The organism is Streptomyces herbicida, from assembly GCF_032656585.1.
In the GTDB taxonomy this organism is placed as follows: Bacteria; Actinomycetota; Actinomycetes; order Streptomycetales; family Streptomycetaceae; genus Streptomyces; species Streptomyces herbicida.
The window spans coordinates 23,508-46,344 of sequence record NZ_JAUYWJ010000020.1 but is presented as its reverse complement, the minus strand read 5'-3'; the positions used below and the strand labels follow the sequence as shown (position 1 = coordinate 46,344).

General features: G+C 69.0%; 20 protein-coding genes and 1 pseudogene. 17 read left to right on the top strand and 4 right to left on the bottom strand.

Annotated elements, in window-relative coordinates; translation table 11 throughout:
• The first annotated feature begins 9 nt into the window (after positions 1-9).
• Positions 10-705, top strand: coding sequence for a demethylmenaquinone methyltransferase (locus Q8A52_RS34520; protein WP_316758697.1), 696 nt, complete (start codon positions 10-12; stop codon positions 703-705).
• Here Q8A52_RS34520 and Q8A52_RS34515 read toward each other — a convergent pair.
• Positions 692-1,003 (bottom strand): PASTA domain-containing protein, encoded by a 312-nt coding sequence (locus tag Q8A52_RS34515; RefSeq protein ID WP_316758695.1) that lies wholly within the window; start codon positions 1,001-1,003, stop codon positions 692-694. The two genes, Q8A52_RS34520 and Q8A52_RS34515, sit on opposite strands and share 14 nt — an antisense overlap.
• A 119-nt stretch (positions 1,004-1,122) precedes the next feature.
• The gene (locus tag Q8A52_RS34510; RefSeq protein ID WP_316758693.1) at positions 1,123-1,629 is read right to left on the bottom strand and encodes a GNAT family N-acetyltransferase; all 507 of its coding nucleotides are present in this window, start codon (positions 1,627-1,629) and stop codon (positions 1,123-1,125) included.
• Between the two features lie 46 nt (positions 1,630-1,675).
• Here Q8A52_RS34510 and Q8A52_RS34505 point away from each other — a divergent pair, with 46 nt between their 5' ends.
• Positions 1,676-3,010 carry a geranylgeranyl reductase family protein gene (locus Q8A52_RS34505; protein WP_316758691.1) on the top strand — a complete coding sequence of 445 codons (1,335 nt, stop codon included), beginning with the start codon at positions 1,676-1,678 and terminating at the stop codon, positions 3,008-3,010.
• A gap of 73 nt (positions 3,011-3,083) precedes the next feature.
• On the opposite strand, the pseudogene Q8A52_RS34500 reads toward Q8A52_RS34505, so the two are convergent.
• Positions 3,084-3,185 (bottom strand): annotated as a pseudogene (locus Q8A52_RS34500) (peptide deformylase); the annotation flags it as partial.
• Between the two features lie 143 nt (positions 3,186-3,328).
• On the opposite strand from Q8A52_RS34500, the gene Q8A52_RS34495 reads away from it, so the two are divergent.
• Positions 3,329-5,158 carry a hydroxysqualene dehydroxylase gene (locus tag Q8A52_RS34495; protein ID WP_316758689.1) on the top strand — a complete coding sequence of 610 codons (1,830 nt, stop codon included), beginning with the start codon at positions 3,329-3,331 and terminating at the stop codon, positions 5,156-5,158.
• 71 nt (positions 5,159-5,229) lie between these two features.
• On the opposite strand, the gene Q8A52_RS34490 is transcribed toward Q8A52_RS34495, so the two are convergent.
• A complete protein-coding gene (locus tag Q8A52_RS34490; protein WP_316758687.1) occupies positions 5,230-6,036 on the bottom strand; it encodes a C40 family peptidase in 807 nt (268 codons plus the stop codon).
• 747 nt (positions 6,037-6,783) lie between these two features.
• Between Q8A52_RS34490 and Q8A52_RS34485 the strand changes: the two genes are divergently transcribed.
• The 14 genes from Q8A52_RS34485 to nuoN are packed head-to-tail and all read left to right on the top strand — an operon-like array spanning position 6,784 to position 22,749.
• Entirely contained in the window at positions 6,784-7,143 is a 360-nt protein-coding gene (locus tag Q8A52_RS34485) for an NADH-quinone oxidoreductase subunit A (protein WP_007383963.1), read from the top strand.
• A 13-nt stretch (positions 7,144-7,156) separates the two neighbouring features.
• Positions 7,157-7,711, top strand: coding sequence for a NuoB/complex I 20 kDa subunit family protein (locus Q8A52_RS34480; RefSeq protein WP_007383964.1), 555 nt, complete (start codon positions 7,157-7,159; stop codon positions 7,709-7,711).
• Complete coding sequence (locus tag Q8A52_RS34475) at positions 7,708-8,463, top strand: NADH-quinone oxidoreductase subunit C (protein WP_316758679.1); 756 nt, start codon at positions 7,708-7,710, stop codon at positions 8,461-8,463. Before Q8A52_RS34480 ends, Q8A52_RS34475 begins: the two co-directional genes overlap by 4 nt.
• The gene (locus Q8A52_RS34470; RefSeq protein WP_316758677.1) at positions 8,460-9,800 is read left to right on the top strand and encodes an NADH-quinone oxidoreductase subunit D; all 1,341 of its coding nucleotides are present in this window, start codon (positions 8,460-8,462) and stop codon (positions 9,798-9,800) included. The genes Q8A52_RS34475 and Q8A52_RS34470 overlap by 4 nt, the downstream gene beginning before the upstream one ends.
• Positions 9,797-10,669, top strand: a complete 873-nt coding sequence (nuoE, locus tag Q8A52_RS34465) for an NADH-quinone oxidoreductase subunit NuoE (protein ID WP_316758676.1) — start codon at positions 9,797-9,799, stop codon at positions 10,667-10,669. Before Q8A52_RS34470 ends, nuoE begins: the two co-directional genes overlap by 4 nt.
• Positions 10,666-12,015, top strand: a complete 1,350-nt coding sequence (gene nuoF / locus Q8A52_RS34460) for an NADH-quinone oxidoreductase subunit NuoF (RefSeq protein WP_316758674.1) — start codon at positions 10,666-10,668, stop codon at positions 12,013-12,015. The genes nuoE and nuoF overlap by 4 nt, the downstream gene beginning before the upstream one ends.
• A complete protein-coding gene (locus tag Q8A52_RS34455; protein WP_316758672.1) occupies positions 12,012-14,516 on the top strand; it encodes an NADH-quinone oxidoreductase subunit G in 2,505 nt (834 codons plus the stop codon). The genes nuoF and Q8A52_RS34455 overlap by 4 nt, the downstream gene beginning before the upstream one ends.
• Positions 14,513-15,877, top strand: coding sequence for an NADH-quinone oxidoreductase subunit NuoH (gene nuoH, locus Q8A52_RS34450; RefSeq protein ID WP_316758670.1), 1,365 nt, complete (start codon positions 14,513-14,515; stop codon positions 15,875-15,877). Before Q8A52_RS34455 ends, nuoH begins: the two co-directional genes overlap by 4 nt.
• Positions 15,870-16,481 (top strand): NADH-quinone oxidoreductase subunit NuoI, encoded by a 612-nt coding sequence (gene nuoI / locus Q8A52_RS34445; protein ID WP_316758668.1) that lies wholly within the window; start codon positions 15,870-15,872, stop codon positions 16,479-16,481. The genes nuoH and nuoI overlap by 8 nt, the downstream gene beginning before the upstream one ends.
• Positions 16,478-17,320, top strand: a complete 843-nt coding sequence (locus Q8A52_RS34440) for an NADH-quinone oxidoreductase subunit J (RefSeq protein ID WP_316758666.1) — start codon at positions 16,478-16,480, stop codon at positions 17,318-17,320. Before nuoI ends, Q8A52_RS34440 begins: the two co-directional genes overlap by 4 nt.
• Positions 17,317-17,616 carry an NADH-quinone oxidoreductase subunit NuoK gene (gene nuoK, locus Q8A52_RS34435; RefSeq protein ID WP_066995480.1) on the top strand — a complete coding sequence of 100 codons (300 nt, stop codon included), beginning with the start codon at positions 17,317-17,319 and terminating at the stop codon, positions 17,614-17,616. The genes Q8A52_RS34440 and nuoK overlap by 4 nt, the downstream gene beginning before the upstream one ends.
• A gap of 14 nt (positions 17,617-17,630) precedes the next feature.
• Positions 17,631-19,526 carry an NADH-quinone oxidoreductase subunit L gene (gene nuoL / locus Q8A52_RS34430; protein ID WP_316758661.1) on the top strand — a complete coding sequence of 632 codons (1,896 nt, stop codon included), beginning with the start codon at positions 17,631-17,633 and terminating at the stop codon, positions 19,524-19,526.
• Between the two features lie 5 nt (positions 19,527-19,531).
• On the top strand, positions 19,532-21,103 hold the full coding sequence (locus Q8A52_RS34425; protein ID WP_316758659.1) for an NADH-quinone oxidoreductase subunit M: 1,572 nt from the start codon (positions 19,532-19,534) through the stop codon (positions 21,101-21,103).
• A complete protein-coding gene (gene nuoN, locus Q8A52_RS34420) occupies positions 21,100-22,749 on the top strand; it encodes an NADH-quinone oxidoreductase subunit NuoN (RefSeq protein WP_316758657.1) in 1,650 nt (549 codons plus the stop codon). The genes Q8A52_RS34425 and nuoN overlap by 4 nt, the downstream gene beginning before the upstream one ends.
• Positions 22,750-22,837: the final 88 nt, after the last annotated feature.

The window sequence follows — 22,837 nt, the reverse complement described above, 5'->3', positions numbered from 1 at the left end:
AATGGTCCGGTGACCCGCGCATCCCTGGACAAGCAGCCGCACGAAGTCGCCTCGATGTTCGACAACGTGGCGGAACGGTACGACCTCACCAACGACGTGCTGTCCCTCGGCCAGGACCGGCGATGGCGCAAGGAGGTCGCGAACGCGGTCGACGCGCGCCCCGCGCAGAAGGTGCTGGACCTGGCGGCGGGTACGGCGACCTCGTCGCTGCCCTTCGCCCAGACCGGCGCCTACGTCGTCCCCTGCGACTTCTCCCTCGGCATGCTCCAGGTCGGCAAGCGGCGCAACCCCTGGCTGCCCTTCACGGCCGGGGACGCGACCAGACTGCCGTTCAAGGACGACACCTTCGACGCGGTGACGATCTCCTTCGGGCTGCGCAATGTGCAGGACACGGATGCCGCGCTGCGCGAGATGTACCGGGTGACCCGGCCCGGCGGCCGGGTCGTGATCTGCGAGTTCTCGCACCCGACGTGGGCGCCTTTCCGGACCGTCTACACCGAGTACCTGATGAGGGCCCTGCCGCCGGTCGCGCGGGCCGTCTCCTCCAACCCGGACGCCTATGTCTACCTCGCCGAGTCCATCCGCGCCTGGCCCGACCAGCCCGCGCTGGCCGAGCGGCTGCGCAAGGCAGGCTGGTCGAAGGTGGCCTGGCGGAACCTCACCGGCGGTGTGGTGGCCCTGCACCGGGGCTTCAAGGAGAGCTGATCACCTCGAAGGCGTCACCGGGCTCGTCCAGCTGGCGTTGCATCCCGCCGGAGGGCGGTTTCGGAATGCGCGGCTCGCGCACGCCTCCTCCGCCGTCGCCCTCACCGAAGTCGAACCACACATAGATCATCGAGTCCCTCGGCACCTCGGCACCCGGCTGCGGGTACTGGCGGACGACGTAGTCGACGACGGTGTGGTGGAAGTCCGGCCGGTCCGGCGCGTTGAGCGACAGGCCCCACGCGCGAGCCGTCTCGCGCGCGTCCACGGCCATGAGACCGACGAGCCGCGGAACGCGCACTTCGGGTGTTTTGGGTGTTATACGCACAGATGTCACCCCCAGCGACATTGGAAGGGTAACTCCGGCGCGTCCCGCCCGGAAGCGTTTGGTGTCTTTCTGTGACAGTCAACTACCCTGAGTCACAAGTTCAGTCGGTAGCAGTGCCCCTCGCGTTGCGCGCCGGGCGTCACAAAGGTCTCCGCGTGGCGCATGCCCAGCCGCCGGGTGACCGCGACGGAGCGCTCGTTGCGGGCGTCGACCATCGCCACGACGCCCGGCACCCCGGCCGCCCGCAGCCGCTCGAGGGTCTCCTGCGCGGCCGCGGTGACATATCCCTTGCCCCAGTGCGCCCGGGCGAGCCGCCAGCCGATCTCGGTCTCGCCCGTCGGCCCCCACTCCCGCTCCCAGGGCTGGGCGCCCGTGAAGCCGATGACCTCGCCCGACTCGTCGAGCATGGTCCACAGGCAGAAGCCGCGCTCGGCGTCGTGCCGCCGCTGTCGGGCGGTGAGCTCCTCGTAGACGGACAGCTCCGCGGCCCTGCCGCCGTGGAACTCCATGACGTCCGGGTCGGCGAAGATCCGGTGCCAGGCGAACGCGTCCTCGTGGGTGGGCACGCGGAGCCGTACTGCGGGGAGAGCTCGGTTCACGGGGCAGCCCTTCAGTCGGTGATCAATCGTGCTGAATAGACTGCCCATGTCCGGTGCCGGTCGGCACGCAGATTTCGAACCTTGGGGAGATCCCGCCGTGACCGAGCCCCTCTCCGACTACTCCGCCGATGTGATCGTCGTGGGCGCGGGGCCAGCCGGCTCCACGACCGCGTACCATCTCGCCCGGGCCGGCCTCGACGTACTCCTGCTGGAGAAGACCGAGTTCCCGCGCGAGAAGGTGTGCGGCGACGGACTCACCCCGCGGGCCGTCAAGCAGCTGGTGTCGATGGGCATCGACATCTCCGAGGAGGCCGGCTGGCTGCGCAACAAGGGCCTGCGGATCATCGGCGGCGGCTCCCGGCTCCAGCTCGACTGGCCGGATCTCGCCTCCTATCCGAACTACGGACTCGTCCGCAAGCGCGACGACTTCGACGAGCAGCTGGCCCGCAACGCCCAGAAGGCGGGGGCGCGTCTGCACGAGCGCTGCAATGTCTCCGGGCCGATCGTCGACGAACGCACCGGCCGTATCACCGGTGTGACGGCCAAGCTCGGCGAGGAGAAGCGGGAAGTCACCTTCCACGCGCCCCTGGTGGTGGCCGCCGACGGCAACTCCACCAGGCTCTCCCTTGCGATGGGCCTGCACCGCCGCGAGGACCGCCCGATGGGCGTCGCGGTGCGCACGTACTTCACCTCCCCGCGCCACGACGACGACTACCTGGAGTCCTGGCTGGAGCTGTGGGACCGCCGCGGCGCCCAGGACCGTCTGCTGCCCGGCTACGGCTGGATCTTCGGCATGGGCGACGGCACCTCCAACGTCGGCCTGGGCGTACTGAACACCTCCGACTCCTTCAAGGAGCTGGACTGGCGCGAGGTCCTGAAGGCCTGGTGCGCCTCCATGCCGGAGGACTGGGGGTACACCCCGGAGAACATGACCGGCCCCATCCGCGGCGCCGCCCTGCCGATGGCCTTCAACCGCCAGCCGCACTACACCAAGGGCCTGCTGCTCGTCGGCGACGCCGGCGGCCTGGTGAACCCCTTCAACGGCGAGGGCATCGCCTACGCCATGGAGTCCGGCCAGCTCGCCGCCGACGTGATCGTCCAGGCGCACGCGCGGGCGACGCCGGGCCAGCGCGAACTGGCCCTGCAGCGCTACCCGCGCGTCCTCAAGGACACCTACGGCGGCTACTACACGCTGGGCCGCGCCTTCGTGAAGCTCATCGGCAACCCGAAGGTCATGCAGATCGCGACCCAGCGCGGACTGACCCACCCGCTCCTGATGAAGTTCACCCTGAAGCTCCTGGCCAACCTCACCGACCCGACGGGCGGAGACGCGATGGACCGGATCATCAACGGGCTGAGCAAGGTGGCCCCGAAGGCCTGACCCACCGGCCGCTCAGGGCCTCGATGTCGGCGGCCCGGCGGGCGAAGACCTCTTCCCGCCGGTACGTCCATCACCCGACATGTCGGACTCCATCGTTATCGGGGCATTCGTACACGAAGAGCCGCAGATCCACCCCGACTTGGTTCGCCGCGAGCCCAGCGTCGTCGGCGATGAACCCCGCCAGGGGTACGACTCGACGGGCCTGCCTCGTTCGAACACGCTCGGCTTGAGTGTGTCTCCTTGTGATTGTGAGGATGCTGTGGGTGGCGGGGAAACGGGGTTCCGGCTGCCCGGGCCCCTGCCTACCCTCCGGTTCTCATGACAACAGAACACCCGCAGCAGCCCCAGGAGAACGCCGGACGCTCCCGCAGACGCTTCCTGGCCGCCGCCGGGGCGACGGTCGCCGGGGGCGCGGTCGGTGCCACCGTCTTAGCGCCCCCAGCCGGCGCCGCCGCCGCGCCGTCCGGGAAACGGGTCGCCGTCCTCGGCGGTGGCGTCTCCGGCCTCAGCGCCGCCCACGAACTCGCCGAACGGGGCTATGCCGTCACCGTCTACGAGTACTACGACGCCCTCGGCGGCAAGGCCCGCTCCATGGACGTCCCCGGCACGGCCGCCGACGGCCGCAGACCGCTCCCCGCGGAGCACGGCTTCCGCTTCTTCCCCGGCTTCTACCGGAACCTGCCGGACACGATGCGCCGCATTCCCTTCCCCGGCAACGCGAACGGCGTCCACGACAACCTCCGCAGCGGCACCGAGGCCCTGTTCGTACGCGGCTCAGGCCGCCCGGATCTGCACTTTCCCCTGCGCCGGGCCACCACCCCGCCCGCACCCGGCGACATCACCCCGGCATGGCTGCGCGAGCAGATCCTGTCCGTCCTCGACCTCGGCACCCGGCTGCCCGCCCACGAGGCCGCCTACTTCGCCGACCGTCTGCTGGTCCACCTCACCAGCTGCGACGCCCGCCGCGAGGATCAGTGGGAGAAGAAGCCCTGGTGGGACTTCATCCGGGCCGGGGAGATGAGCGCCGAGTACCAGGTGCTCCTCGGCATCGGCCAGACCCGCAATCTCGTCGCCACCCGCGCCGAGATCGCCTCCACCCGCACGGTCGGCCGCGTCATCATCGAGGCCCTGCTGCTGTGGGGGCTGCTCGGCCGGGGCATGGACGGCGACGCCGACGTCGACCGCGTCCTCAACGCCCCGACGAGCGAGGCCTGGATCGATCCCTGGGAGACGTATCTGCGCTCGCTCGGCGTCGAATTCGTGCTCGGCACGGAGGTCCGGGAGGTGGTCCACGAGCGCGGCCGGGTCACCGGCGTCCGTGTCACGCCCCGCGGCGGCGGCGCGGAGCGCACGGTCACCGCCGACCACTACGTCTCGGCGATGCCCGTCGAACACGCCCGCGGGACCTGGGGCCGGGACCTGCGGGCGGCCGACCCGCAGCTCGGGCGGTGCGACGCGCTGAAGACGGACTGGATGACCGGCGTGATGTTCTATCTGCGCACGCCCACACCCGTCGTGCACGGGCACATCAACTGCCTCGACTCACCTTGGGCGGTCACCGGCATCGGCCAGTCCCAGTTCTGGGACGGACGGGACTTTTCGCGCGACTACGGGGACGGGCAGGCCCATGAATGCCTGTCCACGATCATCTCCGAGTGGGACAAACCCGGCATCCTGTACGGCAAGACGGCCCGTGAGTGCACCAAGGAGGAGATCGTCGCCGAACTCTGGGCCCAGCTGAAGGAGGGGCTGAACGACCTCGGCAAGACGACCCTCACCGACGGGGACCGGCTCGGCTGGTTCATGGACCCGGCTGTGACGGGTCTCGGCGGCCCCGAGCCGCGCAACCGCGACCAGCTCCTCATCCACCCCACGGGCACCCTCTACAACCGCCCCTCGGCCCGCACAGAGGTGCCGAACTTCTTCCTCGCGGGTGACTACATCCGTACGGACGTCGACCTGGCCACGATGGAGGGCGCCAACGAGTCCGCACGGCGAGCCGTCAACGCGCTGCTCGATACGGACAATTCGGGCGCGGGGCGGTGTCGCGTGTGGGACCTGTTCCGTCCGCCGGAGATGGAGCCCCTGAAACGGGTCGACGAGGTGCGCTACCGGCTGGGCCTGCCCAACACCTTCGACCTGGGGTGAACCCGAAGGGCCGCTGCCCCCGAGCGGCTGCGGCCCTTCATGTGTGTGCGGCGTGCTGCCGTGGTGTGCTTCTAGAGCACCCGCACCGCGCCGGTCGGCGGGTCGTACGACAGCGGCTTCTCGACGATGCCGGTCGTGGAGTTCTGGGCGCCGATGAACATGCCGTCGCCGGCGTAGATCGCCACGTGGTACGCGCTGCCCGCGCTGCCCCAGTAGAGGATGTCGCCCGGCTGCAGGTTGCTCAGCGAGACCTGGGTGCCGGCGGTCGACTGGGACTGCGAGACGCGCGGCAGGCTGATGCCGACCTGCTTGAAGGCGGCCTGTACGAGGCCGGAGCAGTCGTAGGAGGTGGGGCCGCTGGTGCCCAGGACGTACGGCTTGCCGATCTGCGCCTTGGCGAAGGCGATGACGGCCGCGGCCGACCCCGTCGCCGTGGACGACTTCGTGGAGGTGCTGGTGCTCGCCGTCGTGGAGAGCGTGGTCCGCTCGGTGCTGCGCGAGGCGCGCGCGGCGGCGGCCTTGCGGGCGGCCTCGGCGGCCTTCTTCTTGGCCTCCGCCTTCTGCTTCGCCTCGGCGAGATCCGCCTTGGCCTGCTTTGCGGCATTTGCGGCGGCAGCGTCACGCTCGGCCTGCAGCTGGTAGTTCGCGGCGGCCTGCTGCGTGGCGTCCGCGGACTGGGCGACCTGGGTGGCCATGTCGGCCGTCAGGGCGGGCAGTTCGAGCGTCTGCGTCACAGGCTCGTCGGCGTAGGCCGACGCCGACGCGCCGGCAGCGGCCAGGCTGAGGACGCCACCGGCAACTCCGGCCCGCATCGCGATCGTCGACGCGCTGCGGTTGCGGGGCTTCCGGTGGCTGCGTATGTGAGCGGTGTGGGACATGAGAACAACGGGTACCAGGGGCTCCTTCATATCTTCAAGAAACGTGTGCTGCGCCACAGTTGTTCAATCGAGACCGTGAACCCCGGGCGCGTCGTTCTTTATTGACGCCGTAACGGACATTGCGGACTACCGTGATCAAGCCCGTGATCATGTCGTTTCGTTATTACGTCCGAATTGCCCTGCGCTTACCACTGCATGAGGTCGGTGGCCAAGCCCGGTTCTCAGGCGGCTCTCATGGATGTGGCGGAGGTCACGGAACGGTTACCGGAGGGGCGGCGTCTCGCGCGCGGCCCGGCCCCCGGTCGGGCTCGTGAATCCGTGCACGCGTCCACACTCCGCCCCGAACCTCCCCCTGATGTGTGAACGGACCCCTCTAGCAGGACGCGGTGTCCAAGACGAATTTGCATGCAAGAGAAGTCTCTTGATATTGAGACGACCCCTCCGGCCTGCGGCGATGAACGAAAATGTCACTTTTGGTGATCACCTGGATGCTTCTCGTGTGAAGATCACCGCTCATCCGACTTCATGATCCTTCGTCAGGTGGTGGAGATCACAAAGCTTGTGTAATACCCCGTGTCGCAGATCACAGAGTCGCGGGCATAAGATGCGAGGCAGTTGGGCTTGTGACCTGCTTCACATGTTCTCGATCTTCGCCCGGGACGAGCGGGGTTCGTGGGACGGGTGGGGCGGAAGTGGGCCCACGGCAACCCGCCAGCAGTCAGTGCCGACTGAGAGGAGCGAGGAGCGGTGAACGCGTATGCGCCCATCCTCGTACTGGGAGCCCTCGGGGCAGGCTTTGCGATCTTCTCCGTGGTCATGGCCACGCTGATCGGTCCGAAGCGGTACAACCGCGCCAAGCTCGAGGCCTACGAGTGCGGTATCGAGCCGACCCCCACGCCGGCCGGCGGCGGGCGCTTCCCGATCAAGTACTACCTGACGGCGATGCTCTTCATCGTCTTCGACATCGAGATCGTCTTCCTCTACCCCTGGGCCGTCACCTTCGACGCCCTGGGTGTTTTCGGGCTCGTGGAGATGCTGCTCTTCGTGCTCACCGTCTTCGTCGCGTACGCGTACGTATGGCGGCGCGGCGGTCTGGAATGGGACTGAGGGGCCTAAGGACATGGGACTCGAAGAAAAGCTGCCGAGCGGTTTCCTGCTGACCACCGTCGAGCAGGCCGCGGGCTGGGTGCGCAAGGCGTCCGTCTTCCCCGCCACGTTCGGCCTGGCCTGCTGCGCCATCGAGATGATGACGACCGGCGCCGGCCGCTACGACCTGGCGCGCTTCGGCATGGAGGTCTTCCGCGGCTCACCGCGGCAGGCGGACCTGATGATCGTCGCGGGCCGAGTGAGCCAGAAGATGGCGCCGGTGCTGAGGCAGGTCTACGACCAGATGCCCAACCCGAAATGGGTGATCTCCATGGGTGTCTGCGCCTCCTCGGGCGGCATGTTCAACAACTACGCGATCGTCCAGGGCGTCGACCACATCGTCCCGGTCGACATCTATCTGCCCGGCTGCCCGCCCCGGCCCGAGATGCTGATGGACGCGATCCTCAAGCTCCACCAGAAGATCCAGTCCTCCAAGCTCGGTGTGAACGCCGAGGAAGCCGCCCGCGAGGCGGAGGAGGCCGCGCTCAAGGCCCTGCCCACGATCGAGATGAAGGGGCTGCTGCGGTGAGCGACGCGAACGGCACCGGCGGTTCTCCGAACGGCGTGAACCCCGAGAAGGACCTCGCCGCCGACAACCTCCCCGGCCAGCGCGGCCAGGGCGGCGAGGAGATCCGCGTCCAACGCGGCATGTTCGGCGCCAACAACGGCGGCGACACCTCCGGATACGGCGGTCTCGTCCGCTCGGTCCGGCTCCCGGGACCGGCGACCCGTCCCTATGGCGGCTGGTTCGACGAGGTCGCCGACGAGCTGGAGGGCGCCCTGGAGGAACAGGGACTCCTCCCCGAGAACGCCATCGAGAAGACGGTCGTCGACCGCGACGAGCTCACCTTCCACATCGAGCGCGAGCACCTCGTCCGGGTCGCCCAGACCCTGCGCGACGACCCGGCCCTGCGCTTCGAGCTCTGCACCGGCGTCAGCGGCGTCCACTACCTGCACGACAAGGGCCGCGAGCTGCACGCCGTCTACCACCTGCGCTCGATCACCCACAACCGGCTGGTCCGCCTGGAGGTCAGCGCCCCGGACGGCGACCCGCACATCCCGTCCCTGGTCTCCGTGTACCCGACCAACGACTGGCACGAGCGCGAGACCTACGACTTCTTCGGGATCGTCTTCGACGGTCACCCGGCCCTGACGCGGATCATGATGCCGGACGACTGGCAGGGCCATCCGCAGCGCAAGGACTACCCCCTCGGCGGCATCCCCGTCGAGTACAAGGGCGCCCAGATCCCGGCTCCGGACCAGCGGAGGTCGTACTCGTGAGCACGCAGTCAGCATCCGCGGCCTCGGCCGCCTCGGCGCGCGAGACCACCGAGGGCACCGTATATACGGTCACCGGTGGCGACTGGGACGAGATCGTCCAGTCCGCGGCCCGCGCCGACGACGAGCGCATCGTCGTCAACATGGGTCCCCAGCACCCGTCCACCCATGGAGTGCTCCGTCTGATCCTGGAGATCGAGGGCGAGACGGTCACCGAGGCCCGCTGCGGCATCGGCTACCTCCACACCGGAATCGAGAAGAACCTCGAGTTCCGCACGTGGACGCAGGGCACCACGTTCGTGACGCGCATGGACTATCTGACGTCCTTCTTCAACGAGACCGCCTACTGTCTCGCCGTCGAGAAGCTCCTCGGCATCGAGGACGAGATCACCGAGCGAGCCACGATCATCCGGGTGCTCCTGATGGAGCTGAACCGGATGTCCTCCCACCTGGTGTGCATCGCCACCGGCGGCATGGAGCTCGGCGCCACCACGATCATGATCTACGGATTCCGTGATCGTGAAATGATTCTCGACATCTACGAGCTCATCACGGGCCTGCGGATGAACCACGCGTACATCCGCCCCGGCGGACTCGCCCAGGACCTGCCGCCCGGCGCGGTGGACCACATCCGCGAGTTCGTGAAGAAGATGAAGAAGAACCTCCCGGAGTACGACAAGCTCGCCACCGGGAACCCCATCTTCAAGGCCCGCATGCAGGACATCGGCTACCTCGACCTGGCCGGCTGCATGGCCCTCGGCGCGACCGGCCCGATCCTGCGCTCCACCGGCCTGCCGCACGACCTGCGCAAGACCCAGCCGTACTGCGACTACGAGACGTACGACTTCGACGTCCCGACCGCCGACTCCTGCGACGCCTACGGCCGCTTCCTGGTCCGCCTGGAGGAGATGCGCCAGTCGCTCGGGATCATCGAGCAGTGCCTGGACCGGCTGCAGCCCGGACCGGTCATGGTCGCCGACAAGAAGATCGCCTGGCCCGCCCAGCTCGCCCTGGGACCGGACGGACTGGGCAACTCCCTCGACCACATCAAGAAGATCATGGGCACCTCCATGGAGGCCCTGATCCATCACTTCAAGCTGGTCACCGAGGGCTTCCGCGTACCGCCGGGACAGGCGTACGCGGCCGTCGAGTCGCCCAAGGGCGAGCTCGGGGTGCACGCCGTGTCCGACGGCGGCACCCGTCCCTACCGGGTCCACTTCCGGGACCCGTCCTTCACCAACCTGCAGGCCATGGCGGCCATGTGCGAAGGCGGCCAGGTCGCCGACGTCATCGTCGCCGTCGCGTCCATCGACCCCGTGATGGGAGGCGTCGACCGGTGAGCACCAGTTCTTCGGAGCGGGGCGTCAGCCTGGGCATGCCCGAGCTGCCCGCGCCCGGCTACCCGGACGACGTCCGAGCCCGGCTGGAGGCGGACGCGCGCGAGGTCATCGCGCGTTACCCCGACTCGCGGTCCGCGCTCCTGCCGTTGCTGCACCTCGTGCAGTCGGAGGAGGGCCATGTCACGCGCACCGGGATGCAGTTCTGCGCGGACATGCTGGACCTGACCACGGCGGAGGTCACCGCGGTCGCCACCTTCTACACCATGTACCGGCGCAGGCCGAGCGGCGACTACCAGGTGGGCGTCTGCACCAACACGCTGTGCGCGGTGATGGGCGGCGACGCGATCTTCGAGTCCCTCCAGGACCACCTGGGCCTCGGCAACGGCGAGACCACCGACGACGGCAAGGTCACCCTCGAGCACATCGAGTGCAACGCGGCCTGCGACTTCGCGCCGGTCGTGATGGTCAACTGGGAGTTCTTCGACAACCAGACCCCCGCGAGCGCGCGGCGCCTGGTCGACGACCTGCGCGAGGGACGCCCCGTCGAGCCCACGCGCGGGGCGCGCCTGTGCACCTTCAAGGAGACCGCCCGCATCCTGGCCGGCTTCCCCGACGAGCGGCCCGGGGCCGTCGAGGAGAGCGGCAGCGCCGGCCCCGCTTCGCTGGTGGGCCTTCGCCTGGCAAGGGGAGAGACCGCACCCGCGCGGGTGGTGCATCCGCGGGACGGCGGACCGCACGACGAGCCACAGGACAGGGCGGCGCACGAGCCGTCGCCGGCCGAGCACCTCAGCTCGCACGACGCGCCGCAGGACACATCGGCCTCCGACCCGGCCCACCCGGCAGGGCCTACCGCCGAGGAGGGGGAGTGATGACCGTGGCAGCCGACCTCAAGGACACCAGCCCCGAGAAGCTGCTCGCACCCGTGCTGTCGGCCTTCTGGGACGAGGACAGGTCCTGGACGCTGGACGTCTACCAGAGGCACGAAGGGTACGAGGGGCTGCGCAAGGCGCTCGCCATGTCGCCGGACGACGTGATCGCGTACGTCAAGGAGTCCGGTCTGCGCGGGCGCGGCGGCGCGGGATTCCCGACGGGAATGAAATGGCAGTTCATTCCACAGGGTGATGGAAAACCGCACTATCTAGTTGTCAACGCCGACGAATCGGAGCCCGGGACCTGCAAGGACATCCCGCTCCTCTTCGCGAACCCGCACAGCCTCATCGAGGGCATGGTGATCGCGTGCTATGCCATCAGGTCGTCGCATGCCTTCATCTATCTGCGGGGTGAAGTCGTCCCCGTTCTGCGGCGGTTGCACGAGGCCGTGCGCGAGGCCTGCGAGGCGGGCTACCTCGGCGAGAACATCCTGGGCAGCGGACTGGATCTCCAGCTCACCGTGCACGCCGGCGCCGGCGCGTACATCTGCGGTGAGGAGACCGCACTGCTCGACTCGCTCGAAGGCCGCCGTGGTCAACCGCGGCTGCGTCCCCCCTTCCCTGCCGTCGAGGGCCTCTATGCGTGCCCGACTGTTGTGAACAACGTCGAGTCCATCGCGTCGGTTCCCGCCATCCTGAAAAACGGCAAGGAATGGTTCAGGTCGATGGGCAGCGAGAAGTCTCCCGGCTTCACGCTCTACTCGCTCAGCGGCCACGTCGCCAGCCCCGGCCAGTACGAGGCGCCGCTCGGCGTCACGCTCCGCCAGCTCCTCGAGATGAGCGGCGGGATGCGACCCGGGCACCGGCTCAAGTTCTGGACGCCGGGCGGCTCCTCGACGCCGATGTTCACCGACGAGCACCTCGACGTCCCGCTCGACTACGAAGGAGTGGGCGCCGCGGGTTCCATGCTGGGCACAAAGGCCCTGCAGTGCTTCGACGAGACCACCTGCGTCGTGCGCGCCGTGACCCGCTGGACCGAGTTCTACGCCCACGAGTCCTGCGGCAAGTGCACACCCTGCCGCGAAGGCACGTACTGGCTCGTCCAGTTGATGCGCGACATCGAGGCCGGTAAGGGCGCCATGTCCGACCTCGACAAGCTCGCCGACATCGCGGACAACATCAACGGCAAGTCCTTCTGCGCCCTCGGCGACGGTGCCGCCTCGCCGATCTTCTCCTCGCTCAAGTACTTCCGCGAGGAGTACGAGCAGCACATCACGGGCCGGGGCTGCCCCTTCGACCCGGCAAAGTCGACGGCCTGGGCCGACCGCCCGGAGGTGAACGCATGACCGTGACCACCAGCACTCCCGCGGGAGGGGGAGAGGCGGCGGTCCCGCCGGAGGACCTCGTCACGCTGAAGATCGACGGCATGGAGATCAGCGTGCCCAAGGGCACCCTGGTCATCCGGGCCGCCGAGCAGCTAGGCATCGAGATCCCCCGCTTCTGCGACCATCCCCTCCTCGACCCGGCCGGTGCCTGCCGCCAGTGCATCGTCGAGGTCGAGGGCCAGCGCAAGCCCATGGCGTCCTGCACGATCACATGTACGGACGGGATGGTGGTGAAGACTCAGCTCACCTCGCCGGTCGCCGAGAAGGCGCAGCAGGGCGTGATGGAACTGCTGCTCATCAACCACCCCCTGGACTGCCCGGTCTGCGACAAGGGCGGCGAGTGTCCGCTGCAGAACCAGGCGATGTCGCACGGCAACGCCGAGTCCCGCTTCGAGGGCCGCAAGCGGACGTACGAGAAGCCCGTCCCGATCTCCACCCAGGTGCTGCTCGACCGCGAGCGCTGCGTGCTGTGCGCCCGCTGCACCCGGTTCTCCAACCAGATCGCGGGCGACCCGATGATCGAGCTGCTGGAGCGGGGCGCGCTGCAGCAGGTCGGCACCGGCGAGGGCGACCCGTTCGAGTCGTACTTCTCCGGGAACACCATCCAGATCTGCCCGGTCGGCGCGCTGACCTCGGCGGCGTATCGCTTCCGCTCCCGCCCCTTCGACCTCGTCTCCTCGCCCTCCGTGTGCGAGCACTGCTCCGGCGGCTGCGCCACCCGCACCGACCACCGGCGCGGCAAGGTCATGCGGCGGCTCGCCGCCAACGACCCAGAGGTCAACGAGGAGTGGATCTGCGACAAGGGACGCTTCGCGTTCCGGTACGCACAGCTGAAGGACCGGCTGGAGACGCCCCTGGTGCGCAACGCCGAGGGCGAGCTGGAACCGGCGTCCTGGCCGGAGGCGCTGCAGATCGCCGCGCAGGGACTGCTGGCCTCGCGCGGTAGGACCGGTGTCCTGACCGGCGGGCGGCTGACCGTCGAGGACGCGTACGCGTACAGCAAGTTCGCGCGCGTGGCCCTCGACACGAACGACATCGACTTCCGCGCGCGCGTGCACAGCAGCGAGGAGGCCGACTTCCTGGCCGCCCGGGTCGCCGGACACGGCCGAGACCTCGACGGTACGGGCGTCACGTACACCTCCCTGGAGAAGGCGCCCGCCGTCCTGCTGGTCGGGTTCGAGTCCGAGGAGGAGGCACCCGGCGTCTTCCTGCGGCTGCGCAAGGCGTGGCGAGGGCACAAGCAGAAGGTGTTCTCGCTGGCCACGCACGCCACCCGGGGCCTGGAGAAGGCGGGCGGCACGCTGCTGCCGGCCGCTCCCGGCACCGAGACCGAGTGGCTGGACGCGCTCGCGAGCGGCGTCGGCCTGGAGGAGCCGGGGACGAAGGCGGCCGAGGCGCTGCGCGCCGAGGGCTCGGTGATCGTCGTCGGTGAACGGTTGGCGGCGGTCGCCGGTGGCCTCACCGCCGCCGTACGGGCCGCCACCGCGACCGGCGCCCAGCTGGTGTGGATCCCGCGGCGGGCCGGGGAGCGCGGCGCCATCGAGGCGGGCGCGCTGCCCTCGCTGCTGCCGGGCGGACGTCCGGCCACCGACCCCCGTGCGCGTGAGGAGGTCGCCGCGGCCTGGGGCCTTGCCGAACTCCCGCTCCGCTACGGCCGGGACACCGGCCGGATCATCGAGGCCGCCGCGAGCGGCGAGCTGCAGGCGCTGCTGGTCGCCGGTGTGGAGGTCGCCGACCTGCCCGATCCGGCACGCGCGCGTGAGGCCCTGTCCGAGGTCGGCTTCGTGGTGTCGCTGGAGCTGCGGCCCGGCGAGGTCACCGAGCTCGCCGACGTCGTGTTCCCGGTCGCCGCGGTCGCCGAGAAGGCGGGCGCCTTCCTCAACTGGGAGGGCCGGGTCCGCCTCTTCGAGGCCGCGCTCAAGCCCGACCAGGTGACCCGCCGGGTGTCGCCGGCCGACGCGCGCGTCCTGCAGATGCTGGCCGACGCCATGGACGTCCACCTGGGGCTGCCGGACCTGCGCACCGCGCGCGCGGAGCTGGACCGGCTCGGCGCCTGGGACGGACCGCGGGCCTCGGACCCGCTGGAGACGGGTACGTCGCTGCCGCGTCCGGCCGCCGGAGAGGCCGTGCTCGCCGGGCACCGGCTGCTGCTCGACCAGGGTGCCCTCCAGGAGGGCGACGAGGCGCTCGCCGGAACCCGGCACGCGGCACGCGCGCGCGTGTCGTCCGCGACAGCCGCCGAGGCGGGCGTCGCGGACGGCGGCGTCCTGGCCGTGACCGGACCTTCGGGTGTGGTCGAACTCCCGCTGCAGATCACCGAGATGCCCGACCGCGTGGTCTGGCTCCCGCTGAACTCCGCGGGCGGGGGCGTCGCCTCCGACACGGGAGCGCTGCCCGGCGCCCTCGTCCGCATCGGTCCGGCGGCCACCGCCGGTGAGGCCCCCAAGGAGGTGGAGGCATGAGCCCGTACCTCGCCGCTGAAGACCTCTCGATGTTCGGCCGCGACCCCTGGTGGCTGGTCGTCGTCAAGGCCGTCTTCTGCTTCGCCTTCCTGATGGTGACCGTGCTGTTCTCCATCGTCTGGGAGCGCAAGGTCGTCGCCTGGATGCAGCTGCGCATCGGCCCCAACCGGCACGGCCCCTGGGGCATGCTCCAGTCGCTCGCCGACGGCATCAAGCTGATGCTCAAGGAAGACCTCATCGTCAAGCGCGCGGACAAGGTGGTCTACATCCTCGCGCCGATCGTCGCGGCCATCCCGGCCTTCATGGCGATCGCGGTGATCCCCTTCGGACCGGCCGACAACGAGATCTCGATCTTCGGTACGCGCACCACGATGCAGCTCACCGACCTGCCGATCGCGATGCTCTACATCCTCGCGGTCGCCTCGGTCGGTATCTACGGCATCGTGCTGGCGGGCTGGAGTTCCGGATCCACCTATCCGCTGCTCGGCGGCCTCCGCTCCTGCGCGCAGATGATCTCGTACGAGATCGCCATGGGCGCCGCGTTCGCCTCCGTGTTCCTCTACTCGGGGTCGATGTCGACGTCGACGATCGTCGAACAGCAGCAGAACCGGTGGTACATCCTGCTGCTGCCGGTCTCCTTCATCCTCTACATCGTCACGATGGTCGGCGAGACCAACCGGGCCCCCTTCGACATGCCGGAGTCCGAGGGCGACCTGGTCGGCGGCTTCAACACCGAGTACTCGTCCATCAAGTTCGCGATGTTCATGCTCGCCGAGTACGTGAACATGGTGACGGTGTCGGCCGTGTCGACCACGCTCTTCCTGGGCGGTTGGCGGGCCCCCTGGCCGATCAGCGGTTTCTGGGAGGGCGCGAACCACGGCTGGTGGCCGCTGCTCTGGTTCGTCATCAAGGTCCAGCTGCTGCTCTTCTTCTTCATCTGGCTGCGCGGCACGCTGCCCCGCGTCCGCTACGACCAGCTGATGAAGCTCGGCTGGAAGGTCCTCATCCCGGTCTCCGTGACCTGGCTGATGCTCGTCGCGACCGTGCGGACCCTGCGCAACGAGCACTACGACTTCGCCGACATCGCGCTCTACGTCGGCGGGGGTGTGCTGGCCCTGCTGCTCCTGTCCTTCGTCGCCGACATGTTCCGCGAGAAGGCGAAGACGGCCGAGGCGCCCGCCGCGGAGGAGGCCGGGTTCGATGCGACGGCCGGCGGATTCCCCGTACCGCCGCTGCCCGGACAGCAGCTGCCGCCGGTGCCCCGGCGCCGTCCGCGTCGCGAGCGGGAGCTGATTGTCAGTGGCGGGTCGGACACTGTCAGTGACGGATCTACGGATGGAAAGGAGGCGTCCGATGGCTGAGGAGCCCAAGGAGGCCGGGCAGACGAAGCCCGGCTTCCAGAACCCCGTGGCCGGCTTCGGCGTGACCTTCAAGGCCATGTTCAAGAAGCGGCTGACCGAGCAGTACCCGGAGCAGAAGAAGACCACGGCTCCGCGGTTCCACGGACGGCACCAGCTCAACCGCCATCCGGACGGCCTTGAGAAGTGCGTCGGCTGTGAGCTGTGCGCCTGGGCCTGCCCCGCCGACGCCATCTATGTGGAGGGCGCCGACAACACGGACGAGGAACGCTACTCGCCCGGCGAGCGGTACGGCCGCGTCTACCAGATCAACTACGCCCGCTGCATCCTCTGCGGCCTGTGCATCGAGGCGTGCCCCACGCGCGCGCTCACGATGACCAACGAGTTCGAGCTGGCGGACTCCAGCCGCGCCAACCTGATCTACACCAAGGAGCAGCTGCTCGCCGGCCTCGACGAGGGCATGGTCGACACGCCCCACGCGATCTTCCCGGGAATGGACGAACAGGACTACTACCGGGGTCTGGTCACCGAGGCGGCACCCGGCACGGTGCGTCAGGTCGCCGTCTCCAAGGGGGAGCAGCCGGAAGAACAGGGGGCCGACGCATGAGCGCGCAGCTCGCCGCCTACACCACCTCCACCGGAGAGGCCTTCCAGTTCTGGGTCCTCGGCACCGTCGCCGTGCTCGGCGCCCTGTGCACCGTCTTCATGAAGAGGGCCGTGCACAGCGCGCTCTGCCTCGCCGGGACCATGATCATCCTGGCGGTGTTCTACCTCGCCAACGGCGCCTACTTCCTGGGCATCGTGCAGATCGTCGTCTACACGGGCGCGATCATGATGCTGTTCCTGTTCGTGGTGATGCTCGTCGGCGTGACCGCGGCGGACTCGCTGAAGGAGACCATCAAGGGCCAGCGCTGGCTGGCCCTTGCGTGTGGGGCCGGCTTCGGTGTGCTGCTTCTCGCGGGCATCGGGAACGCCTCCCTGAAGGAGTTCGACGGCACCGGCAAGGCGAACGCGAACGGCAACGTGGAGGGCCTCGCGTCCCTGATCTTCACCAAGTACGTCTTCGCCTTCGAAATCACCGGCGCCCTGCTCATCACGGCCGCCGTCGGCGCCATGGTGCTCACGCACCGCGAGCGCACCGAGCGGGCCAAGACGCAGCGCGAGCTGTCCGAGCAGCGTGTCCGCGAGGGCAAGAACGTGCCGCCGCTGCCCGCGCCCGGTGTCTACGCCCGGCACAACGCCGTGGACATCGCGGGCCTGCTGCCCGACGGCACCCCCTCCGAGCTCACGGTCAGCAAGACGCTGCGCGAGCGCGGCCAGATCCGTGATGTGTCGGCGGAGGCGCTCAACGACCTGCGGGCCCTGGAGCAGCGCGCCGAGGAGCGGCTGGAGCGGACCGAGATCGAGCCGGCGAACTTCAAGCGGGCCGAGGAGGCGTCGAAGTGAACCCCGTCAACTACCTCTATCTGTCCGCCCTGTTGTTCACGATCGGCGCCACCGGCGTGCTGATCAGACGCAACGCGATCGTCGTGTTCATGTGCATCGAGCTGATGCTCAACGCCTGCAACCTCGCGTTCGTCGTCTTCTCCCGGATGCACGGCAATCTCGACGGCCAGATCATCGCCTTCTTCACGATGGTCGTCGCCGCCGCGGAGGTCGTGGTCGGGCTCGCGATCATCGTGTCGCTGTTCCGTACCCGCCACTCGGCCTCGGTCGACGACGCCAGCCTGATGAAGCTGTGAGGGGTCGCTGAATCGTGGAGAACCTGATTGCGCTGCTGATCGCGGCGCCCCTGCTCGGAGCGGCCGTCCTGCTGGTCGGTGGCCGGCGCCTGGACGCCGTCGGCCACTGGATCGGCACGCTCCTGTCCTTCACCTCCTTCGCGTTCGGCGTGATCCTCTTCGCCGACCTGCTGGGCAAGGGCGCCGATCACCGCACGCTCACCCAGCACCTGTGGACGTGGATCTCCGTCGGCAGCTTCCAGGCGGACGTCACCTTCCGCCTCGACCAGCTGTCGATGACGTTCGTCCTGCTGATCACCGGTGTGGGCTCACTGATCCACCTGTACTCGGTCGGGTACATGGAGCACGACGAGCGGCGCCGCCGCTTCTTCGGCTATCTGAACCTGTTCCTCGCGGCGATGCTGCTGCTCGTCCTCGCCGACAACTACCTGCTGCTGTACGTCGGCTGGGAGGGCGTCGGTCTCGCCTCGTACCTCCTGATCGGCTTCTGGCAGCACAAGCCGAGTGCCGCGACGGCCGCGAAGAAGGCCTTCCTGGTCAACCGCGTCGGCGACATGGGCCTGTCGATCGCGATCATGCTGATGTTCACGACGTTCGGGTCCTTCGCCTTCGGGCCGGTCTTCAGCCACGTCGGTGACGCCTCCGAGGGCAAGCTCACCGCCATCGGCCTGATGCTGCTGCTCGCCGCCTGCGGCAAGTCCGCCCAGGTGCCGCTGCAGTCCTGGCTCGGGGACGCGATGGAGGGCCCGACCCCGGTCTCGGCCCTCATCCACGCCGCGACGATGGTGACCGCGGGCGTCTACCTGATCGTCCGCTCCGCCGCGATCTTCAACGCCGCCCCCGACGCGCAACTCGCGGTCACCGTGGTCGGCGCGGTCACGCTCCTGTTCGGTGCGATCGTCGGTTGCGCGAAGGACGACATCAAGAAGGCGCTGGCCGGCTCCACCATGTCGCAGATCGGCTACATGGTGCTGGCCGCGGGCCTCGGCCCCATCGGCTACGTCTTCGCGATCATGCACCTGGTGACGCACGGCTTCTTCAAGGCCGGGCTGTTCCTCGGCGCCGGCTCGGTCATGCACGGCATGAACGACGAGGTCGACATGAGGAGGTACGGCGGCCTGCGGAAGTACATGCCGATCACGTTCATCACGTTCGGCCTCGGCTACCTCGCCATCATCGGCTTCCCGTTCCTGTCCGGCTTCTACTCCAAGGACGCGATCATCGAGGCGGCATTCGCGAAGGGCGGCACCCAGGGCTGGATCCTCGGCAGTGTGGCCCTGCTGGGCGCGGCCATCACCGCGTTCTACATGACGCGCGTGATGCTGATGACCTTCTTCGGCGAGAAGCGCTGGCAGCCCGACGAGAACGGCCACGAGCCGCACCCGCACGAGTCGCCGAAGGTCATGACGATCCCGATGATCGTGCTGGCCGTCGGCTCGGTCTTCGGCGGCTTCTACTTCAACCTCGGCGACCGCTTCCTGCACTGGCTGGAGCCGGTCACCGGACACAGCGAGGGGAACTCGCCGGTCAGCGCCATGACCGTCACCGGTGCCACCCTCGTGTGCCTGGTCGTCGGTGTGGGCATCGCCTACGCGCAGTACGGCCGCAAGCCCGTTCCGGTGGTCGCCCCGCGCGGATCGCTGCTCACCCGGGCCGCCCGGCGCGACCTGCTCCAGGACGACTTCAACCATGTCGTCCTGGTCCGCGGCGGCGAGCACCTCACCCGCTCCCTGGTGTACGTCGACCACACCCTGGTCGACGGGGTCGTCAACGGCACGGCGGCCGGTGTCGGTGGCCTGTCCGGACGGCTGCGCAAGGTCCAGAACGGCTTTGCGCGGTCCTACGCGGTCTCGATGTTCGGCGGTGCGGCACTCCTGGTCGCCGCGACCCTGCTGATGAGGGCGGTCTGATACCGATGTCCTTTCCTCTCCTGACAGCGACTGCGGCGCTCCCGGCCGTCGGGGCGGTCGCCACGGCCGCCGTACCGGCCGCGCAGCGCACCGCCGCCAAGTGGCTGGCGCTGCTGGTCTCGCTCGCCACCCTCGCCCTCGCGAGCGTCGTCCTGGTCCGCTTCGACCCGGACGGCGCCCGCTACCAGCTCATCGAGTCCCATGCCTGGATCAAGGACTTCGGGGTCAGATACGAGCTGGGTGTGGACGGCATCGGGGTCGCCCTCGTCGCGCTGACCGCCCTGCTGATCCCGTTCATCGTCCTCGCGGGCTGGCACGACGCCGACCCGCTGGAGACCGGAAGCCGCCGCTGGCGGCCGACGCAGGGCTTCTTCGCCCTGATCCTGGCCGTCGAGGCGATGGTGATCATCTCCTTCGAGGCCACCGACGTCTTCCTCTTCTACATCTTCTTCGAAGCCATGCTCATCCCGATGTACTTCCTCATCGGCGGCTTCGGGGACCGTGCCCATGAGCACGGCGAGGAGGTGGCCTCGACGCAGCGGTCGTACGCGGCCGTGAAGTTCCTGCTCTACAACCTGGTCGGCGGTCTGATCATGCTGGCCGCGGTGATCGGCCTGTACGTGGTCGCCGGGAACTTCAGCCTCCCGGAGATCGCGCAGGCGCGGGCCAGCGGCTCGCTGCACATGGCGACGAACACCGAACGCTGGCTGTTCCTGGGCTTCTTCTTCGCCTTCGCGGTGAAGGCGCCCCTGTGGCCGCTGCACACCTGGCTGCCCAACGCCATGGGGGAGGCCACTGCCCCGGTCGCCGTGCTCATCACGGCGGTCGTCGACAAGGTGGGCACCTTCGCCATGCTCCGCTTCTGCCTCCAGCTGTTCCCGGAGGCGAGCAAGTGGGCGACGCCCGCGATCCTCGTACTGTCGCTGATCAGCATCGTCTACGGGGCACTGCTCGCGGTCGGCCAGCGGGACATCAAGCGGCTGGTGGCCTACGCGTCGATCTCGCACTTCGGCTTCATCATCATGGGCATCTTCGCGATGACCACCCAGGGCCAGTCCGGCGCCACGCTCTACATGGTCAACCACGGGATCTCGACGGCCGCGCTGATGCTGGTCGCCGGCTTCCTGATCTCCCGGCGCGGCTCGCGGCTCATCGCCGACTACGGCGGGGTGCAGAAGGTCGCTCCGGTCCTCGCCGGCACGTTTCTGATCGGCGGCCTCGCGACGCTGTCCCTGCCGGGGCTGGCGCCGTTCGTGAGCGAGTTCCTGGTCCTGGTCGGCACCTTCACGCGGTACCCGGTGATCGGCATCATCGCCACCTTCGGCATCGTCCTCGCGGCGCTCTACACCCTCGTCCTCTACCAGCGGACGATGACGGGCCCGGTGAAGCCGGCGGTCTCCGCGATGCCCGACCTCAGGGCACGTGAACTCGTGGTCGTGGCCCCGCTGGTGGTGCTGCTGATCTTCCTGGGCGTCTACCCGAAGCCCGTCACGGACATCGTCAACCCGGCGGTCAAGCAGACCCTGTCGGACGTACACAAGACCGACCCCAAGCCCGAGGTGGAGGCGGCCAAGTGAGCGCAGTAGCCGTCCACAGCCTGTGGACAACCGCGGCCGAACCGATCTCGAAGATCGAAGCGCCGAAGATCGAATATGGGCAATTGTCGCCCACCCTGATCGTCGTCGGCGCGGCCGTCGTCGGGGTGCTGATCGAGGCGTTCGTACCGCGCAAGTCCCGGTACTACGCCCAGGTGTTCGTGTCCGTCGTCGCGCTGTGCGCCGCCTTCGCGGCGGTCGTCGCGCTCGCGACCGACGGATACGGCACGACCAAGGCGCACATCGCCGCCATGGGGGCGATCGCGGTCGACGGGCCGTCCCTGTTCCTGCAGGGCACGATCCTGCTGGCCGCTCTGGTGGCGCTGTTCACCTTCGCCGAGCGGCGCCTGGACCCGGCGGCGCACGGCAACCGGGTCGACTCGTTCGCGGCACAGGCCGCGTCCGTTCCGGGCAGCGAGAGCGAGAAGGCGGCGGTGAAGGCGGGCTTCACCACCACCGAGGTCTTCCCGCTCCTTCTCTTCGCGGTCGCCGGCATGCTGGTGTTCCCCTCGGCCAACGACCTGCTGACGCTGTTCGTGGCCCTGGAGGTCTTCTCCCTCCCGCTGTACCTGATGTGCGCGCTGGCCCGCCGTAAGCGGCTGATGTCGCAGGAGGCCGCGGTCAAGTACTTCCTGCTCGGTGCGTTCGCCTCGGCGTTCACGCTGTTCGGCATCGCGCTGCTGTACGGCTACGCGGGCTCGGTGTCCTACGCGACGATCGCGCAGGTCGTGGACGGCACGGTCACCAATGTCGACCCGGCGCTCGCCAACACCATGGGCAACGACGCGCTGCTGCTGATCGGTACCGGCCTGGTGGTGATGGGCCTGCTGTTCAAGGTGGGCGCGGTGCCGTTCCACATGTGGACGCCCGACGTCTACCAGGGCGCCCCGACCCCGGTGACCGGCTTCATGGCGGCGGCGACGAAGGTGGCGGCGTTCGGCGCGCTGCTCCGGCTGCTGTACGTCGTCCTGCCCGGCCTGCGCTGGGACTGGCGGCCGGTCATGTGGGCCATCGCGGTCCTGACCATGCTGGGCGGTGCGATCGTCGCGATCACCCAGACCGACATCAAGCGGCTGCTGGCCTACTCGTCGATCGCGCACGCGGGATTCATCCTCGCGGGTGTCATCGCGACCTCGCAGAACGGCGTCTCGTCCGTCCTCTTCTATCTGGCCGCGTACTCCTTCGTGACGATCGGCGCGTTCGCGGTGGTCACCCTGGTGCGCGACGCGGGCGGCGAGGCGACGCACCTGTCGAAGTGGGCCGGTCTCGGCCGTCGCTCGCCGCTGGTCGCGGCCGTGTTCGCGGTGTTCCTGCTGGCCTTCGCCGGTATCCCGCTGACCTCGGGCTTCGCCGGTAAGTTCGCGGTGTTCAAGGCGGCGGCGGAGGGCGGCGCCGCCCCGCTCGTCGTGATCGGTGTGATCTCCTCGGCGATCGCGGCGTTCTTCTACATCCGCGTGATCGTGCTGATGTTCTTCAGCGAGCCGAAGCCCGAGGGGCCGACGGTGGCCGTGCCGTCGCCGCTCACCATGGCGGCGATCGGCGTGGGCGTGGCGGTGACGCTGGTGCTCGGTGTGGCGCCGCAGTACTTCCTGAACCTGGCGAGCCAGGCGAGCGTGTTCGTGCGCTGACGAGGACGCGGCGATACGTGGCTGCCCGGCACCCCGGCGAGGGTGCCGGGCAGCCGTGTGACCGGGGCGGGCGTCGACCTCGATGACC